Annotated in this window: 18 protein-coding genes and 4 tRNA genes; 12 read left to right on the top strand and 10 right to left on the bottom strand. The window is 44.9% G+C overall.

Annotated features, from left to right (window positions below):
- Nucleotides 1-38: 38 nt before the first annotated feature.
- Nucleotides 39-1,640, top strand: a complete 1,602-nt coding sequence (locus MgSA37_RS02820) for an AGE family epimerase/isomerase (protein ID WP_096349748.1) — start codon at nucleotides 39-41, stop codon at nucleotides 1,638-1,640.
- A 149-nt stretch (nucleotides 1,641-1,789) separates the two neighbouring features.
- Nucleotides 1,790-2,191: a DUF5655 domain-containing protein gene (locus MgSA37_RS02815; protein WP_096349747.1), complete on the top strand. Its 402-nt coding sequence runs from the start codon at nucleotides 1,790-1,792 to the stop codon at nucleotides 2,189-2,191.
- 38 nt (nucleotides 2,192-2,229) lie between these two features.
- On the opposite strand, the gene MgSA37_RS02810 is transcribed toward MgSA37_RS02815, so the two are convergent.
- Both MgSA37_RS02810 and MgSA37_RS02805 read right to left on the bottom strand, forming a co-directional pair.
- Entirely contained in the window at nucleotides 2,230-2,805 is a 576-nt protein-coding gene (locus MgSA37_RS02810) for a hypothetical protein (protein ID WP_096349746.1), read from the bottom strand.
- A gap of 146 nt (nucleotides 2,806-2,951) precedes the next feature.
- Entirely contained in the window at nucleotides 2,952-3,362 is a 411-nt protein-coding gene (locus MgSA37_RS02805; RefSeq protein WP_096349745.1) for a hypothetical protein, read from the bottom strand.
- A 277-nt stretch (nucleotides 3,363-3,639) separates the two neighbouring features.
- On the opposite strand from MgSA37_RS02805, the gene MgSA37_RS02800 reads away from it, so the two are divergent.
- From MgSA37_RS02800 to MgSA37_RS02785, 5 genes are all read left to right on the top strand, one after another.
- Nucleotides 3,640-3,713: transfer RNA gene (locus MgSA37_RS02800), tRNA-Pro, on the top strand.
- A gap of 8 nt (nucleotides 3,714-3,721) precedes the next feature.
- Nucleotides 3,722-3,795: transfer RNA gene (locus MgSA37_RS02795), tRNA-Ile, on the top strand.
- Between the two features lie 15 nt (nucleotides 3,796-3,810).
- Nucleotides 3,811-3,883: transfer RNA gene (locus tag MgSA37_RS28060), tRNA-Phe, on the top strand.
- Between the two features lie 8 nt (nucleotides 3,884-3,891).
- A tRNA-Gln gene (locus MgSA37_RS02790) sits at nucleotides 3,892-3,962 on the top strand.
- A gap of 307 nt (nucleotides 3,963-4,269) precedes the next feature.
- Nucleotides 4,270-4,512 carry a hypothetical protein gene (locus tag MgSA37_RS02785; protein ID WP_096349744.1) on the top strand — a complete coding sequence of 81 codons (243 nt, stop codon included), beginning with the start codon at nucleotides 4,270-4,272 and terminating at the stop codon, nucleotides 4,510-4,512.
- A gap of 412 nt (nucleotides 4,513-4,924) precedes the next feature.
- On the opposite strand, the gene MgSA37_RS02780 is transcribed toward MgSA37_RS02785, so the two are convergent.
- Entirely contained in the window at nucleotides 4,925-6,502 is a 1,578-nt protein-coding gene (locus MgSA37_RS02780) for a TROVE domain-containing protein (protein WP_096349743.1), read from the bottom strand.
- Nucleotides 6,503-6,607: 105 nt separating this feature from the next.
- On the opposite strand from MgSA37_RS02780, the gene MgSA37_RS28055 reads away from it, so the two are divergent.
- Nucleotides 6,608-6,757, top strand: a complete 150-nt coding sequence (locus tag MgSA37_RS28055) for a hypothetical protein (RefSeq protein ID WP_157750395.1) — start codon at nucleotides 6,608-6,610, stop codon at nucleotides 6,755-6,757.
- A 21-nt stretch (nucleotides 6,758-6,778) separates the two neighbouring features.
- Here MgSA37_RS28055 and MgSA37_RS02775 read toward each other — a convergent pair whose 3' ends face one another.
- Nucleotides 6,779-7,300, bottom strand: coding sequence for an REP-associated tyrosine transposase (locus MgSA37_RS02775; RefSeq protein ID WP_096349742.1), 522 nt, complete (start codon nucleotides 7,298-7,300; stop codon nucleotides 6,779-6,781).
- Between the two features lie 36 nt (nucleotides 7,301-7,336).
- On the opposite strand from MgSA37_RS02775, the gene MgSA37_RS02770 reads away from it, so the two are divergent.
- Nucleotides 7,337-7,567, top strand: coding sequence for a hypothetical protein (locus MgSA37_RS02770; RefSeq protein ID WP_096349741.1), 231 nt, complete (start codon nucleotides 7,337-7,339; stop codon nucleotides 7,565-7,567).
- 51 nt (nucleotides 7,568-7,618) lie between these two features.
- Here the strand turns inward: MgSA37_RS02770 and MgSA37_RS02765 are convergent, their stop codons facing one another.
- The gene (locus MgSA37_RS02765; RefSeq protein WP_096349740.1) at nucleotides 7,619-9,304 is read right to left on the bottom strand and encodes a sensor histidine kinase; all 1,686 of its coding nucleotides are present in this window, start codon (nucleotides 9,302-9,304) and stop codon (nucleotides 7,619-7,621) included.
- A 386-nt stretch (nucleotides 9,305-9,690) separates the two neighbouring features.
- Here MgSA37_RS02765 and MgSA37_RS28700 point away from each other — a divergent pair, with 386 nt between their 5' ends.
- Nucleotides 9,691-10,248: a hypothetical protein gene (locus MgSA37_RS28700; RefSeq protein WP_197706074.1), complete on the top strand. Its 558-nt coding sequence runs from the start codon at nucleotides 9,691-9,693 to the stop codon at nucleotides 10,246-10,248.
- 132 nt (nucleotides 10,249-10,380) lie between these two features.
- Here the strand turns inward: MgSA37_RS28700 and MgSA37_RS02755 are convergent, their stop codons facing one another.
- Both MgSA37_RS02755 and MgSA37_RS02750 read right to left on the bottom strand, forming a co-directional pair.
- A complete protein-coding gene (locus MgSA37_RS02755; RefSeq protein ID WP_096349738.1) occupies nucleotides 10,381-10,623 on the bottom strand; it encodes a hypothetical protein in 243 nt (80 codons plus the stop codon).
- A gap of 185 nt (nucleotides 10,624-10,808) precedes the next feature.
- The gene (locus MgSA37_RS02750) at nucleotides 10,809-11,165 is read right to left on the bottom strand and encodes a winged helix-turn-helix transcriptional regulator (RefSeq protein WP_096349737.1); all 357 of its coding nucleotides are present in this window, start codon (nucleotides 11,163-11,165) and stop codon (nucleotides 10,809-10,811) included.
- Nucleotides 11,166-11,276: 111 nt separating this feature from the next.
- Between MgSA37_RS02750 and MgSA37_RS02745 the strand changes: the two genes are divergently transcribed.
- Nucleotides 11,277-11,879, top strand: a complete 603-nt coding sequence (locus tag MgSA37_RS02745; protein ID WP_096357213.1) for an FMN-dependent NADH-azoreductase — start codon at nucleotides 11,277-11,279, stop codon at nucleotides 11,877-11,879.
- A gap of 221 nt (nucleotides 11,880-12,100) precedes the next feature.
- Here the strand turns inward: MgSA37_RS02745 and MgSA37_RS02740 are convergent, their stop codons facing one another.
- On the bottom strand, nucleotides 12,101-12,439 hold the full coding sequence (locus MgSA37_RS02740) for an MmpS family transport accessory protein (RefSeq protein ID WP_157750394.1): 339 nt from the start codon (nucleotides 12,437-12,439) through the stop codon (nucleotides 12,101-12,103).
- Between the two features lie 314 nt (nucleotides 12,440-12,753).
- Nucleotides 12,754-14,103, bottom strand: a complete 1,350-nt coding sequence (locus tag MgSA37_RS02730; RefSeq protein WP_096349734.1) for an OmpA family protein — start codon at nucleotides 14,101-14,103, stop codon at nucleotides 12,754-12,756.
- 423 nt (nucleotides 14,104-14,526) lie between these two features.
- Here MgSA37_RS02730 and MgSA37_RS02720 point away from each other — a divergent pair, with 423 nt between their 5' ends.
- A complete protein-coding gene (locus MgSA37_RS02720) occupies nucleotides 14,527-15,897 on the top strand; it encodes an IS4 family transposase (RefSeq protein ID WP_311732904.1) in 1,371 nt (456 codons plus the stop codon).
- A gap of 155 nt (nucleotides 15,898-16,052) precedes the next feature.
- Here the strand turns inward: MgSA37_RS02720 and MgSA37_RS02715 are convergent, their stop codons facing one another.
- Entirely contained in the window at nucleotides 16,053-17,411 is a 1,359-nt protein-coding gene (locus MgSA37_RS02715; protein WP_096349731.1) for a S41 family peptidase, read from the bottom strand.
- Nucleotides 17,412-17,441 lie beyond the last annotated feature (30 nt).

The raw sequence follows: 17,441 nt of genomic DNA, 5'->3' as shown, positions 1-17,441 counted from the left end.
CTTTAGCCAGTCAGCAAATTCTATTTTAAAATATCCTGATGAAAGTTTCAACACTCCTGTTTGTTATCACCCTGTTTTTTATTAAACCGGCATTTCCGCAAACCAAAAACACCATCAAAAATGAGCGTTTCAGGATCTGCCGCGAGATGAAAAAATCCATGGTGGATGAACTGCTGAAGCCCTGGTACCCCGCCGCCATAGATACTGTTGACGGTGGATTTTTGAGCACCTTTACCTATGATTTTAAACCGCAGGGCAACCAGGATAAAATGATTGTTACCCAGGCCAGGCATGTTTGGAGCAATGCCAAAGCCGCGGAGCTGTTTCCATCAATCCCCTGGTATAAAAAAGGCGCGGCAGTTGGCTACCGTTTTTTGCGCGATAAGATGTGGGATAAACAATACGGCGGCTTTTATACCTATACCGACCGGCAGGGCAACCCGAAACAAGGCGGCTTTGCACCCAAGGAAGCTTACGGGAATTCATTCGCGATTTATGCGCTGGCGGCTTATTACCAGAGCACCGGGGATACCAGCGCGCTTAACCTGGCAATTAAAGAATTCCACTGGCTGGAGGCACATAGCCACGACCCGGTTTTTAAAGGGTATTACCAGCACATGGAGCGGGACGGCACGCCCATAAAAAGAACGACCGCGGTGCCTACCACGGCAGAGACGGGTTATAAAGATCAGAATACTTCCATTCATCTGCTGGAATCATTTACGGAATTGTACAGCGTTTGGCCGGATAGCCTTTTAAAGCTGCGTTTGCAGGAAATGCTGCATTTGGTGAGGGATGTGATCACTGATAAACGGGGCGATCTGACATTATTTTTTCAACCCGACTGGACACCTGTTAGTTACCACGACTCGACCTTTGCGGTGATGATGAAACATAAAGAGCTTGACCATGTTTCCTTCGGGCATAATATAGAAACGGCATGGCTGATGCTGGAGACTTCACATGTTTTGGGCATCCGGAATGATACTTTAACCAACCGCATCGCCAAAAAAATGGTGGATGATGCCCTGGAAAATGGCTGGGACGCTAAAGTTGGCGGTTTTTACGATGAAGGTTATTATTTTAAAGATAAACCCGGCATCACCATTATTGCCGACACCAAAAACTGGTGGGCGCAGGCCGAGGGGTTGAATGCGCTGTTAACAATGGCTGATAAATACCCTCATGATCCATACCAATACGATGCTAAGTTTGAACAACTGTGGCAATATATTCAAATCTATTTAATTGACCACGAACATGGCGACTGGTACCAGGGCGGCCTGGATAAACAACCCGATTATAAACTGGCGCTGAAGGGGCAGATCTGGAAAGGGACCTATCATAATTTCAGGTCGTTGATGAATTGCACCAATGCTTTGCACCCAAACACTGCAATGCCACCCGCACCATCTGGCATGAGTTATAATAAAGGCACGGCGGCGGTTTTAAGGTGGCATGCACCGAAAAGCAAAAACCTGCTTTTGGGATATAATATTTACCTGAACGGACAACGCATCGGTTTTACACCGCTTACGTACTGGTATGTTCCGGCAAAAATTCGCGTTAGCAAAAAAATAACAGTTCGGTCGGTTGATTTGCAAGGGAATGAATCGGTAAAGGCGGCAGTGTTGAAGTGACCTCGTCTGTAACCTCCCTCAACTCAGCGATACACACACCCGCCCCTCTCAAGAAGGGAACCCGGCACATATGCCCCCAACGATCTGAAAATGACAATAGAAAACAGCAATTTTGTATACTTACAAAATAAATAAATAGCACACAAACAATGAGCTGGGTTTGCCCGAATTGCGACAGAGAGCTGCTAAAAGAAAACCAAACGCACTATTGCGCAAGGGTGAGCGTTGATAGCCTGTTTAAAGGCAAATCGGAAGAGCTTGTACTGGTATTTGACAAGCTGCTTGCTGAGGTAACCGACTGGAAGGACGTTATTGTAAGCACCACGCCACATTGCATTGTATTTGTTCACCGCAAAACCTTCCTCGTGATCCGCCCTATGCAAAAGGTGCTCGATATAAAGTTTTATTCCCTAACCGCGCAAAACAGCCATCCCATCATCAACAGCACCCTATATGCCGGTAAGTATGCCAATAACATCAGGATAAAAACCACTGACGAGCTTACACCGCAGGTATTTAAGTTGATTTATCAGTCGTATGTGCTGCTTTGAATTATTTTGCCCCGTAGTTTAATGGATCCCGGGGCTTGTTATTGAATTATCATTTTATTGATCCTGGGCTGCAATATCCAAACGCCGATCGGGAAAAACCATGCCAGGAAAAACTCCTGAACAAAATCGCTGAAAGTTACCTCTCTTTGTAATTCAACTGTTTTAATGGTTTTTGCAACAAAGTATAAACAGTAAAACAAGCAAAACATTGAAAATAAGTGGAGAGGCACAATGATTGCGAAGGCGAGCAATGCTGCTTGCCCCAGATCTGTCGCGCCGGGAGATTTTAAGGCTAAACCGATAAAGAAAAAAATCAGTACCATATATGTAACCGGAATAAAAAAGAATACTTTAAACTTAGTTATTTTCATTTTAACCGTTGCGGGAACCATTTTTTGCATCCCGACGGCAACTGAATACATCCATCCAAGTAGTGTACCTGCAAAAAGCACCATCATCACCGGAAAGATCATTCCACCGTTAAAGTTTTCACCTCCGTACGGCTTACCGAAGTGCGAGAAAATGTTGAACATCATAACGATGTTTAGCATGACAGGCACTCCGAAAGTTAACAAAAATAATTGCCAGTGTTTTGCGCCGAGGAAAAGGTTCATGGTATTGGTTTGATTAGTTTTTATATATCGCCTGCTGAGCGGCGGGTATCGCGATACTAAGATAGTATTTATAATCGAAAGATCGCCCTATAAGTTAGCGGGCTCTTGTATGCTGGTTATTTGAACCAGGATTTATTTTGAGCGCTTCACTTTACTTCAAACGTAAACGTCAGGTGGCTCTTTTGTGTAGCAGGCGCTGGACCCGTTATAACCAGTTTTGTATTTTTAACAGCGGCTTCGCATTTTCTTATCAAACTGGTATCTGTAACAGTTGTATGTTTTGTGTTGATATGGGTTTCAATTATATCACCGTTTTTAGTAACTGTAAAGTCAACCGTCACTATTCCGGCAGACCTGTTCAAATTAAGCACCACGGGAATTTTTAATACTTTGATCTTTGATGGGTTTGCTTCTTTATCACGGCTAATCGTCGAATCTCCGGATTCTTTTTTTCCATATGTATTACCAGTTGAAGGCGCGACCGTTTGAGCAAAACAGGGCCTGCAGTTAAGCAGTAAAAGCCACATAATACAGATCAAACAAGGGATTTTAATCATTGGTGTAAATTTTGGCGAAAGTTACAAAAAACGCAAGCGCAAAAGGGAAATGAAAACTACCCGGGGGCCCCTGCATTTAAAATTTATTTTACAGAAAAATTCTTTATTTACAAAAATAGGTTGTATACTTGCAGTATGAAAACAACAACTATACAAAGCTTTATACCCCAACTGATTTATCAGAGAGGATAGGCTATGTATTGACTTGACATAAACAAAATACGTGAATCCTCTTAGAAAAATCTAAGGGGATTTTTTGTTTTAGAACGACTTTTTTAGGGTGGTATATCAATTGGTCAGATTACCTGCTTTGGGAGCAGGAGGCTCCCGGTTCGAGTCCGGGTCACCCTACATAAATTGGAAATATAGCTCAATTGGTCAGAGCAACACCCTTATACGGTGCCGGTTAAAGGTTCAAATCCTTTTATTTCCACTATTTTATTTGAAGGGAGAATTAGCAAACATGGTGTATGCGCCGGACTGAAAATCCGGAGATCCGGGATCGTTACCCGGGTCCTCCACTTATTAATTTCCTGTGGTGCAATGGCAGCACGCCTGATTTTGGTTCAGCAGATCGTGGTTCGAGTCCATGCAGGAAAACATAGTGTTTAATGTTGCTATTTTACTGATTAGCCTGCGGGTTACCGGGTAGGGTAAGGTGTGTTTTTTATAAAGATATTTCTTTATTTATAGATTTGCCAGCGTTAAGCTGGTATTACCCGTAAGCAAAGGTAAAAAGGGCGACAGGCAAGCGGTGAATGAATTTAACTGAGCTACTGGTAATTTAATTACCGGCTGGATTTGAACCAACGACCTTCCGCATTCCGGCGGATGCTCTAACCGAAGTATCACCGGTTTATGGCACCTTTTTGTTTGAAAAGAAGAGCGACAAACGGCAGCGTGTTTGATGGTACGTTTGACAGACGAAGTAACGCTTGCGCAACGGCATCTTCTTTATATTTTTAAGGGCAACAGGCAATATGCGCTTTTACTGCTCTACCAGCTTAGCTACGCTGAATTGCTTCAACGACCGGACTCGAACCGGCGACGCGAAGTAGCGCATATTTACGGCACCTTAGCCCCCGGCCCCCCAAAGGGGGAGTTTATGAGGGCGTTTTGTATAGATAAAAAGGCAACAGGCAACAAGTGAAATGCACCTTCCGGTGCTCCTGCTCTAACCAAACTGAGCTACACTGGCCCAAACCAATGACCGGATTTGAACCGGCGACCTGGACGTTAACAGCGAAGTAACACTCATTTACGACACCTTTTTGTTTTTAATATTTTAAAAAAGAAGGGTAAAAAACAATAAATCACTTTTACCCGCCCGTAGCAATTGCCCGGCATCGGGTCCCAACGAAGTACGACTTATTTACGACACCTTCTTTATTTCACAAGGAGCAACAGGCGAACGCGGGACGGGGGAGCGCTTTAGGGACTCGAACCCTCATCACAGCTTGCGCCACAATGCCCATCCCCCTAAATGGTAGCGAAGTAACCCGTTTCTACGGCATCCTTATTTTTTTAAAGTATGGACCTATTAACCTACGGTCCATACTATATTATAATTCTACATTGTTTATTTCGTCCAGGGCCGAACCGCCGTTTTCCAATGCGGCTAATACATCAAAAACTTTATCGCTCCAGCCTGCTACCAGGTACACGTCGTTACGCAATACCTGCAGGGGCGCCTGACCGTAACCTTTCAGGTCGAACAGGTAGAGTTTTGCAGTTGGCGCAACTTCGGCTTTGTAACGCAGCCACAAAGGCTGGATATGATCGCCGGTTGTTGACGAACTGTTCCACAACTGGCAGTCGGTAAACAGCAACACTTTATCTACTCTTACTTTTCGCGCCAGCAAATCTTTTATCACTAAAAAACCATTGGTGCTGTAACCCACCTCGCCTTCGCGTTTGTAAAACTCCTGCACATTGCCCAGGATGTTGTTGCGTGGCACTGTTATGGTTTTCCAGGTATTGCCAAACATACCCACCTCCACGTTTTTGCAACGCGATTGCAGCAGCATCGCCAGCATCAAACCTACGTCGTACAGCAGCACTTTCGACTTTGCCGAAACGGGTGTCTGCATCGAGCCTGACACGTCGCAGGCCAGCAATACGCGGGTATCGTAACCAAACCCTTTTATATTGGCTGCGCTTGCCTGCACGGCTTTTTCCAAAGCATCCAGCAATGCGCCGGTATACCCTTTGTTTCCCGGGAACAATTCGCCCAGTTTTTGGGCGATACCTTTAACAGGCACTGTATCTGTTTTCAGCAACTCGCGGTAAGCAGCCAGGTAGCGGAAAGGGAACTGTTTGGCTTTCGCCACTTTATCCGCATCCGCCAGCGTTGCACATACTTTTTGAAAATGTGCATAGCTTACGCCCGCTTCCTGTATGTTGCGCAGGTTACGCAGCAGGGCCATGTAGCCCAGTTTATCGCTGTCTATCAGTTCCTCCCATTTTGCCCGGAAGGCCAATGCTTTAGCCTCTTCGCTGTCGAAGTTTAACTGGCCAAGGGCCGATAGCTCCGTTTCCCAGGTATAAGGCGTTTGCAAAGTGCTGTTCACGATTTTGTTGAACAGCAACTGTTGCAGTTCATCCTTTGCCTTTGGGTGAACCAGGAACAATGCATCGCGCAGTTTGATGGCGCCGTCGCGGTTGTATTTGGCAAATTGGTACTCATCAAAGCGGTTAAACGCTGTGGTTAAACCTTTTTGCAGCTGTTTTGATAAACGATCCAGTTTTTTGGTACCTGTCCGGTTGTTCATCAGCTCGTAGCACGCCAGCAACTCGGTGATCTCGTCTGCACGGTTTACCACCCCGGCTGTAACCCGGGCGACCAGGTTGTCGCCCGAGTGTAGCTTAGCCAATTCGGCAACCAGCACCAGCGGTACCGAACGCATATACATTTTGGTACGGGCATAAACCGCCAGCTTACCCACAAACAGCGGATCGCATTTTTCAATCAGGCCGCGCAAACGGGTTAAACGTTCTTCATCCTTTTCGTAAAATGAATCGTTCAGGCTCCAGGTAACCACGGCGGTGTACAGCTCCATTTCGGGAGTCAGTGTAAACGCCTTTGCACCTTCATGGTTGGTAACCTGTGTTTTAGCCTTGCTTAGTAAATTAAATTTCATTGGGAACCTCCCTTCTTTTGTTTTGTTGATACAAAGGTTGGGGGCTGCTGCGCAGTGTATTTGCGCAGATAAAAAATATTTTAAAAAAATTGAGATATTTATAAAATGGACCTGATAACTGCTGAAAAAGCCACCTATGTAATATCATATTTCAGCGATTTGCTAACTGCACCCGAAAAGCAGGCCTTAAGGCATCACCGGTCGACGATAAAATCCGCCTGTCCAAGCGTGCCGCTTGGACATATTTTAATTTAAGCGTGCCGCTTAAATTCTTTATTAATAAATTATCTTTAAAGGGCTTTCAGGATTGGCGCTGCTGTACCAATATTCATGTGCCGAACCCACAAACCCAGCCCTAACCGGGTTTTCATGAATATATTCAATCTTTTGCTCAATAACAGCCGGCGAATAAAGAAAAACCGGATAATTGCCATTCTGCCAAAACTGATGTTTTTCGTTCAGGGGGTTATATTTCCCGGCCCGCTCAAAAGCTCTGATCATCCATTCCCGCCTGCTTTCCTGCGTATTATTGGCGATCATTTCAAATAACTTTTTTGACGTATGACTTTTAAACCGGCCCAATACTTCGCCAAGCGATCCATCTGTAACGTTTGCCACCATGTGAATATGATTCGTCATGATGACGTAGGCGTAAATATTCAAATTTGTGTGTTGCTGGCACCACGCAAGGTTTTTGATAATGAAGTCGCTATAATCACGCCTCGTAAACACGTCGATCCAATCTACTACGGTTAAGGTTACAAAATAAAGTTCGTCGGTTGAGGCATTGCGTGACATGAGATAAATATCAACATTTATAAATAAAATAGCAATTTGTTATTTTATTTAAGCGGCACGCTTAAATTGCCATGTGTCCAAGCGACACGCTTGGACAGGCGGGACCTGGTGGAAGCATTTGAAATTGTTTTTAAAAACGGGGCATCCATAAAACTCACCAACATGCTGATCGGCACCTCAGATTTTCAGCCGAAATTCCAGGATAGCATGGGTAATGCAACCTTGCCCTTTAGCTATGCTAAAAAGAGTATATTGAAGATGCTATAAGCAGGCCGGCAGCTATCCGGCTGTCAAAAAACTAAAAGCCATAGCCTGCTTTTAGTTGCCATCAACCGGCGGCGGCGGATAAGGGATCGTAAAACGAATCACACAACCTTTGCCTGTTTCGCTCTCCACGCGTATTGTTCCGCCCTGTAAAGCAACAAGTTGCTTGCAGAGATATAAACCCAGGCCGGTACCTGGCTTGGTATTACTGCCGCCCGCCTGGTAATAACGTGTAAACAGGCCCGCTTGCTGCTCTTTGGCGATGCCGATCCCGGTATCGCTGATGCTGACCTCCAGCATCGCGTTTTGTTCGGGCGGGGTGTGCAGCACGGCTGACACCGTTACGCCCCCCTCATCGGTGTACTTGATTGCGTTACTTAGCAAATTGACCATGATCTGCTTAAGTTTAAAAATATCGCCCATAACCGTCACGCTTTCATCTCCACTGAATTCTGTCGTCAGTAAAATACCTTTCTTTTCGGCCATAAAGCGCATACTTTCCACAGCCTCCCTCAGTACCTGGTAAGGCGTAAAAGTAACGTTTAAAAGCATGGCGCCCTGCTGATGCTCCAATGCGCTGAGATCCAATATATTATTCACCGTTTCCATAAGCATGGCCGAAGAAAGATTGATGGCTGATACCTTTGCCTCCTGGCTTGGCGACAACACGGTTTTATTCAGCATGTAAATGGCACCGGTAATGGCCGTCAGCGGGTTGCGGATCTCATGACTCATGGTCGCCAGTATCTCCGATTTTTGACCTGCTAAAGCTACCGCCCGCTCATTTTCCATCAGGTAATTCTGTTCGGCTGCCCCTGCTTTTCGAATAAAGTAGATGAGCAGGATAATAAACGCCAGGATCAGCGCGATGGCCACGCCAATAAAATGGTCCATATCACTGGTGGTTGATTGATACTGCTGCAGCACATCGTTGCGGCTCCTTTCCCAGGAAGCCTGGTTAACATCTTTCAACTGCTCTAAAAGCTGGTGCAGCTGTGTCAGCAGGTTGAGGTTGGCTGTTATAAGCTGTTCATTGGAAAGCAGTAAATAGGTGTTCTGCTTATTGAGTTGCCGGAGCAATTGTGCCGGTGTGAGCAGGCGCCTGGCTGAATCCCGGCGTTGCCTTTCCCTGATGGTTAATACTTTGACCTGGCTTTTATTGGAGATCGCATTTTTCAACCGTCGCAGCAGGCCGGTTTTCGTTGCTTCCTCGCGGATACTGACTGTAGTATCGGGCTTGTCCCAACGAAGCCGGCCGGCGCCCGCCGCACCGCTGATGATAGCCGGGGTGGTTGCCTTTAGCAATGAGTCGAAATGCTGTTTCAGATCGAAGACCCGCTGCGAAATCTCCAGCTTTTTTGAAAAGGACCCCGCGATAAGTTGCCTGCTGCCTCGGAAATAGCGCGCGCTATCGGCCTGGTATTTTACCAAAAGCCGGTTAATTTCGGCAAAGACATTGCTGAGTTTGCCCTTATAAGCCACCAGTTTACCGGCATTACCATTGAGGTTAGCCTGCTGGAAATCATTTTCAGCGCTGTTAAGCTCCAGCAGGATATTGCTGATCTCAGGCGCCGGCGACGGCTCTTTAAGCCTGGCGCTCAGCCCTTCCAGCTTGCGGCCAATGGAATACTTTAACACCAACGAACCTGCGGTGATCATAAAGGTAAACAGCAGGAACAGGATAAATATATTCCGTAAATTCTTTGCTGCTACGCCGGTCCTCATTAATTTTTCACTCATCACGCTCTCTCTGCTCTGTTTTAACGCTGTTTACAATAAAACAAAAAGCCAATAAATATACCCAGAAAAAATAACAATGCAGACAGCGGAATTACGGTATCGCCCTGCCTGCAGGCGAGAGCATGAAAACCCGCTTTTTAAACAGGTAAGTATCTTAAATGATACCGCTACATCCTCCCCAAATAAAAAAACCCGCGAGTATGCCCTCTTTTAGTCCAATGCGGCGTAGCGGCTTCTTTGTAAGGTAAAACTAAAGGAGGTATTCAGATAAAGGCAGATAAAATAATTTAATCATATCTATTTCTTTAAAATTAAATAAATAAAATAAAAAACAATATTGTAAAGGACTTGTTACAGAATGATATATATAACCAATATACATCGTTATGAAAAAGATCAGTTTAATAATATTTATGGCCGGCATGATTTGGACCATCCAAACGGCAAAGGCCCAGCAAACGCAGGACACTACAAAAAACCGCATCGAAATTAAAAAGAAGGTTAAAAAAGGCGCTCACGGGCGTACCGTAACCAAAATTAAGATGACCGGCACAGGAACGTCCGATGCGATTAGCGGAGCTGCGGATGGCGCGGCAACGGGTCATTTAAAGCCGGCGCCCGTACCTGCCCCGATAGTGGTAAACACCCCGCCACCACCGGCACCGGAACCACCGGCACCCACGGTAGTTGTAGTACATGATACTGTACGCACGCCTGCACCAGTGGTTGCACCTGCGCCACCCGCAACCACAACAACCCAGGTAACTACCACTACCGAAACCAAACCGGTTGTTACAGCAACAACCCACCACACCACACACACGTATCACAAGCCGGTACATACCTACCACAAAACTTATAAAAAACAACAGCTACCGCGCCGGCTACAAAAACCACTACTACCACTACCGTTAAAAAAACAGAATAAAGACCGGCCCGCGTAAAATAAACCACGCATTGGCCGGCCCATACAGCGGGACCATCAGTGATGACGGTCCCGTTTTTTTTACGTGGCTATTTGTAAACCCATATTGCAACCGGGTTTGCGTAACATCTCCGGCCCGCGTTTTTTTGCTTCAGGGCCATGTTTCGGTACTGTTATCGGGGAATGTTTTAAGACACAGCCACATAAAAAATGCGGAAAGTGCTGACAGTATAAAAACCAAAACATTAACGGAATCGATAAAATTCCAAAGAGAAAAAGGAGCATCACCGGCGCCATAAACTTCCCTGTATTTTAAATAGATCTGAAACTGCATCAATAAAAACAGGGCAATTCCAATTGTAAAATATACATAGCGGTATTTTTGATTGATCATGATACAAACAGTTAAAAAGTTTAATAATTACGTTTTATACCTGTTTGTAATTACTGAAGGAAATTATGTAACCTGTAAAAACAAATTTTATTTAACTGCCGGGCCAGGATAGCCGGTGGGCTTAAAATGATGCTGATCGGGCCCGGTAATCATAGTCGGCTCCCGAGGCCAGGCTGAATGAATTCCTACCGTTCTCTCCTGATCTTGTCGCGGTGCTGGGTACCCCATTCAGCCAGGGCCTGCAAAACTTCATTTAAAGTTCCGGCATAATCTGTGATCTGGTATTCAACCACTACCGGCGATTGTGTATGAACAATCCTTTTAACAAAGCCATTCATCTCCAGCTCCTTTAATTCACTGGATAAAACACGCGCCGAGATCCCGTCCAGGGTCCTTTGGATCTCGTTAAAGCGCTTATTGCCACCCCGCAGGGCAACAATTACCCGCAATTTCCATTTACCGCCGATGACATACAGCGAATCGCCTACAGCGGTTAACATCCCTGTACAAGCCTGGTGACTTATTGGCTCTACTAAATCCATAACTATCTTATTTTCAATAAACTATACAAAAGGTTAGCACTAACCTTTTGTATAGTACTAATATTTTACAAGCAAATGTACATAGCTTTGCCCAAACAAAATTTAAAAACGATGAAAAAAATATTGCATATCATATCAAGCCCGAGGGGTGCAGCTTCCTTAAGTATTAAATTGGGGAACGCTATTATCGAAAAAATTAAAGCCGAATACCCGGGCAGCACGGTGGTTGAAAGAAACCTGGTTACCGAACACTTCCCCCAACTGGAAGAGGCGCATATAGCCTCATTTTTTACACCGGCCGAAAACCGGACAGCGGCCAGTATTGAAGCTGCCCGCCATTCGGACGAAGCCATACAGGAAATTGAGGAGGCGGATATCCTGGTGATTGGCGCACCGCTTTATAATTTCAGCATCCATTCCAGCCTTAAAGCCTGGATCGATCATATTGTAAGGGCAGGTATTACTTTTAAATATGATGAAAACGGCGCTCATGGCATGATAAAAGGCAAGAAGGTGTATATCGCTTTATCTTCGGGCGGCATTTATTCCGAAGGCCCATGGAAGCCCTTTGATTATGTTGAACCTTATTTGAAACACATCTTAAGCTTTATCGGCCTGAAAGATATTACCACTTTCCGCGTGGAAGGTACCAACATACCGGGTGTAAAGGAAACTGCCCTTGAAAACGGGATCAGCAGCATTCACCTCAATTAAAATCACATTAAGCAAAAGGCTTTGGACAGGTTTCAAAGCCTTTTGATTTGAAAAAAACGGCCTGTGTAAATTGAATTTAAAAGCGGTAACGTTTTTAATATGGCACACTAATAAAATTTAAAATATAATAAATGCTTACCTCAGCAAAATATAATCTAAAACCACAAGAGGCCGTTTATAAAAAACGGCCTCTTGTGGTTTTAAAAAGTAAGAGCGCTTATCTAAGGCAATGTGGCGGTAATAGATACGCTGCCTGAATTTCCGTTGCTTGCAGCGGTTTGATTGCCGTCAATGAATATCTTGCCACCAATGTTACTGCCGTCAATGCTGATGACAGTTAATTTGAGAGCCAGTCCATGCTCTGTGGAGGCAAAGCTGGTTGTCCAGCTGGCGTCAGCCCCGGTCACGTTTTGTGTATTGCCATTTCCATCTACATAGGTAACAGCAGATTTAGCTGTCCCCTGTATGGTGTATTTTACCGTATGGGAGTTACTCTTTTTACACGAAAAAGTGAAAATAGTAAGTAGTGTAAAGAGAGACAAGAAAATTATTTTTTTCATTTTTTTGATTAGCATATAAAAAACACATTGTTTTCTACGTATTGAAGCAACCTTAAAGTGACAGAATTGTTTCAATGCAATTTACCGGCAGGGGGTATTCCCGTCCCCATAAGCCCCGCAGTACAGGAGAGAATTGGCCAGCCGGGGGTGGCAGAGCAGCCGGCCATACCGCACCCATGCACACAGTTTATTAACTGCATGAAGAACGCCCTGCTGCAACAAAAAAGCCGCCCTGTGAGGAGCGGCTTTTTGATAGAATTTAAAAGGCTTTACTAATCACCTTCAATTTAGCAGCAGTGCTTTGCGGGCACCCGTTAAAATAAGGAGAATTCAACCCTGCGGTTCTGCTGACGGCCAGCAGCTGTTTTGTTAGTGGCGATAGGCTGGTTAGGGCCATAACCTGTTGCTTCAATAGTTGAGGCATTGGCTCCTTTTGATACCAGGTATGCTTTTACAGCTTCGGCACGGTCTTTTGATAAAGCAAGGTTAAGCGACATTGAACCTGAATTATCGGTATGACCGGCTAATTTAAGGCTGAAGTTTTTTTGCACCAGCAGGCCAGCTACGCGGTCAAGTGTAGGAAATGATCTTTCTTTGATCGTGGCTTTCCCCAAATCAAACTCCAGGTTCCTGATCGCTTCGCCTACAACCTTACGGTCTTCCTCAGTTACAATTACCTTCTCGTGTATGATACGTGCAGGAACAACTAACGGGCAACCTGCGCCGTCCACAACGGTATTTGATGGCGTATTCGGGCATTTGTCATATTTATTTGCCACCCCGTCCATATCATCATCCGCCATGTCTCTGGCTAATTGCGCAGAGGCTGCAGCGTATTGTGCTTCGTCATGCAGGCGCTGCTGTTCTGAAATAGCTAAACGGTTACGCAGTTCATTGCTTTCGGCAGCGCTTTCTTCGCGGATAGCGGCAATAGGGCTGAAATTCTGCAATTGTGAACTGTTCTTTTTACCTAAGGCGATTTCGATACCGGCATGCGCATAGGCGAAACGGTCATTCAGCGGGCCTACTACGCCATCAAAATCACGCGATTTCATAAAAGAAACACTGTAGCCGAGGTCGATATTGATCACGCGCGACAGTCCTAATTTAACACCTGCACCAATCGGCACAAACCAATTGTTATGGTAATTGGTGGTATTACCGTCAGGCGTATTGCGCACCAGCGCGGCCGACGACATGTAACCCGCACCTGCTGTAAGGTACGGAGCCAGGAAATTGCGTTTTTGGTTCAGGCTCAAATTGGCAACTGTAAAAACAGCGCTCAAATCGCCCGACCAGTTGATGCGGCTCACGTAGCTGCTGTTGTTCTGCGCGTCAGATCCTGCGGGCAGTGTATTGGCCCGGACGCCCTTAACGGTACCGGCCATAAAATCGGCCTGGATACCAAATCCGGCTAAAATTTGTTTTTTAACATAAGCGCCGTAACCCCAGCTGATCTGCGGGCTTTTAAAATCGCCGTTATTTACGTTATTAAAAGGGGTAGCCGCGGTCAGGATGCCTCCGTTAAGACCAATTGACCAGGTGCGAAATTCTCTTTTTTGAAAACGATTGGTAGAATCAGTTGCCGTATTCTGGGCAACTGCGGTAGCGGACAAACCTATTAAAGACAGGGCAAGTACCGATTTTGTAAAATTAAGTTTCATGATAAAAATGTGTGTCAAGTCAGGCTTATGCCCAACGCGACCATATACCCAATAACCCTGCCCCTTATAGGTTCCGGTGGCATTTCATCAAAAAATGCGCAAAAAGCATCCCTAAAAGATAGCAAAATTTTATTGATCTGAAAGAATCTTTTTTGTGTTATATAAACGACAAAGTGTGCGTTGGCGCTGAATTATCTGCCCTGCCGCAAGGGCATAGCCGTTAACCTAAGAATTTTTTTTTTGATAATGTTGTAAGGCGGGGCTTCGCCGCCGGGCAAAACCACTTAGATTTTCCCATATTTGTATAGATTTTATTTTATAAAAAAGGCGGTTGTTTTCCAGACATTTTACCGCCTTTTTCTTATATAAAGATAAGGTTTTTTTTGAAGCAAACACCCTTTTCTTAGGGGAAAAGCGCCATTTATTTTCAAAAAAAGCACATTTATTGCAAATTGTGCTTCCAAATTACAAACCGGTATCACCGCTGCCTTTGACGCGGGTAAACTTTCTGCATTGGCACGGCAAAGTGGTTTTTTGCAGCGTAAGTCCAAGCTTAAACCAGAGGAATTTGTTGATACACTGATGTTCAGCGGGTTTAATCACAACCAACTCAGTTTACAGGAATGCTGCAATGATCTGGCACAACAGCATGGGAAATCTTTGAGCAAAGTTGCCTTGCATAAGCGGTTCAATTCAAGAAGCCAAGATTTCCTGAAGTCGGTTTTGGCAGCGCAGATAGCTTCAAAATTAAACCTTGACCAGGCAAACTGTTGGCAGTCGTTTGGCCGGGTATTAATCGCTGATTCGAGCAAGTTCTCCCTGCCCGAACAATATATGGAGGATTATCCGGGCTTTGGAGGTTGTCGTGGTGGATCAGCCCTGATGAATATACAGTATGCTTTTGACCTTAAGCACGGCGACTGGGAGAACCTGGAGTTCACAAAAGCTACCCAAAATGACCAGAGCCATTCAAAAAAGACATTACAGCATATCTGCAAGGGCGACCTGCTGATCCGGGATCAAGGCTATATTACGCAGCAGTATCTGTCGAAGGTGGTCCAGGAACATGCTTTTTTTCTCAACAGAATGCCTCCCAAATGGAAGCCGGTAGAGATCAATACTAATAAGGTAATTGATTGGGCAGCGCTCTATCTGCAAATGGAACGTGGTAAGGATAGTCATTTTGAAACTATGGTTACCATTGGAGCTGGTAAGGATGCCTTTTGCTGTCGGCTGATCGCTATTGTCATACCTGAACAGATATGGACTGAACGGATACGCAAGGCACAGAAACAAGCTAAAAGCTACGGTTTTGCCCTTTCCGATGACTACAAGGAACGCTGTCGGTTCAGTGTATTCATTACCAACGTGGGCGCAGAAAAACTCAAGGCTATAGATGTTGTCCAATTATACCGCCTGCGATGGCAGATCGAACTGGTGTTCAAAACATGGAAGTCGCTCCTGGGCATCCATCAGGTTAAGGCCGTTAAAAAGGAAAGGCTCGAATGTCAATTGATTGCCAGATTCATTTGGATATTAATCAACTGGAAGATATTTCAGTGCATCGACAGTTTTATCAAAAGCAATTCCCCAGGCTATGCATGTTCCATCTGGAAGTTCTTTAAACAAGCCAGGCAATACAGCTATGCTCTACGAAAAGTACTGGCAGGCAATATGAATTTAAGCGACTGGTGTGAATTGTTCGTTTACCCCATTATAAAAAACCTGCTTGTCGAACACAAAAAAGGAAAAAAACCTGCTTATGCTATCGTTCATGACATCTTTAATCCTTAGGTTAACGGCTATGGCCGCAAGGGGGGCAAGCGCAGGGCAGAGAATTCCTGTATGTTGATACATCGCTTGTGAATTATGCCGTGCGGTAGTCAATAAGCTGCGCCGTCCGCAGATAGTACCTCATAGACAGTGGGGAGATTGAGAAACGATGTTGTTTATTTGTTTATTAATCCGAGTGCAAAATTCATTTGAACATCTTCATGACCGAGGTAATCATGTATGGTAGGCACGATGGTATAATCAGGAATTATCCCGCGGTCTTTATATTTTACCTTTTTAACCGCCATAACATACCTGGTTAGCGGAATATTAACACGGATCTTTGTATTTGGCAGAATGAGGGCTTTTTTACTGCCTGAGGTATTGCCGTAATATCCACCGGCCGTCTCTTCCCCGATAAATGCGCCCCTGGAATTAGTTCTGGCGATTGAAGAAAACTCTGCAGCGCCCGAAAAACTTTTCCCACCGATCAGGAATTCCACTTTACCGGTAAAATTATTGTCCTCCGGCTGTTGTACAGCCAAATTTGGGTGATCGGTTATGACGTGTTTGGCCGAATTCAGCGATGCATAATAGTGAAAAGGATGGTCAGCAAGGTAACGATACAACAGCAGGCCGTTGGTATCTTCTCCGCCTCCGTTTTCGCGCAGGTCGATGATCAATTTGCTTATTTTCTTTTCTTTCAGGTCCCTGAAGGAAGCCGCAAGAAATTTTTCAAAATTCTCTTTTGTCCTTTCCAGATATTCATTTGCAAAGGTTTTAAGCGTCATTATTGCAATGCCACCAGGCTTATATTCAAGGCTCAGATATTGATTAACGGTGGCTCTTTCCGGTGCACATTCCATATTGGGAAAAAGCGCCGCCGGAAGTATTTTTTCTGCCAACACACCGGCAGAAGTTTTATAAGTTATTTTAAAATCCGCTTTTTCGCCATAAACAACAAAATACAAATAGGAAAACGGATCGTGCCCATCATTGATCTTTACATACTTTTCGGTTGCTATACTGCCGTCTGAGGATAAAAGGCTGAATAAATGTTTTCGTATTTCGTTAACCGGTTGATCGTCTATTTTAACGATCTCGGTTCCTGCCGGAAATTCTTTGGTATCGCAGGGAACATATGCCTTGTCGCCAATGTATTTTGGTTGTACCGGGAAAACTTTAACACCGGCTATGATGGCTTTTATCATGTCCTGCGGCAAAAAGCATTCGGTATGCCCGTCTTCAATGCTGCTTACCAGGCTGCTTACGATGGCAAAAAAATCAGTTTCAGTCATCGGGTGATCCAGCTGCTTATAGCAGCGGTCAAACATCGCATTCATTTCGCTTTCCGATTTATACCGGTACAGCCCTGCGTGAAGGTTTTGAAGCGAATCCCTCAATACCAGGAAGTCCTGCTTTAGCAATTCAGGGCTAATTTTCCTGGCATAATCATTTTGCGATTGTGCGTACACGCCTGCTGCCGATACCACTGCCACTATGGTGATAACGAGGCTTTTTAAAAGCATTTTCATTTGCTGATTGATTAAGCTGCAAAGATAAGT

The organism is Mucilaginibacter gotjawali (genome assembly GCF_002355435.1).
Taxonomy (GTDB): Bacteria; Bacteroidota; Bacteroidia; order Sphingobacteriales; family Sphingobacteriaceae; genus Mucilaginibacter; species Mucilaginibacter gotjawali.
Note: the sequence above shows the minus strand (reverse complement) of the source record. Positions and strands in the feature narration are given on the sequence as shown.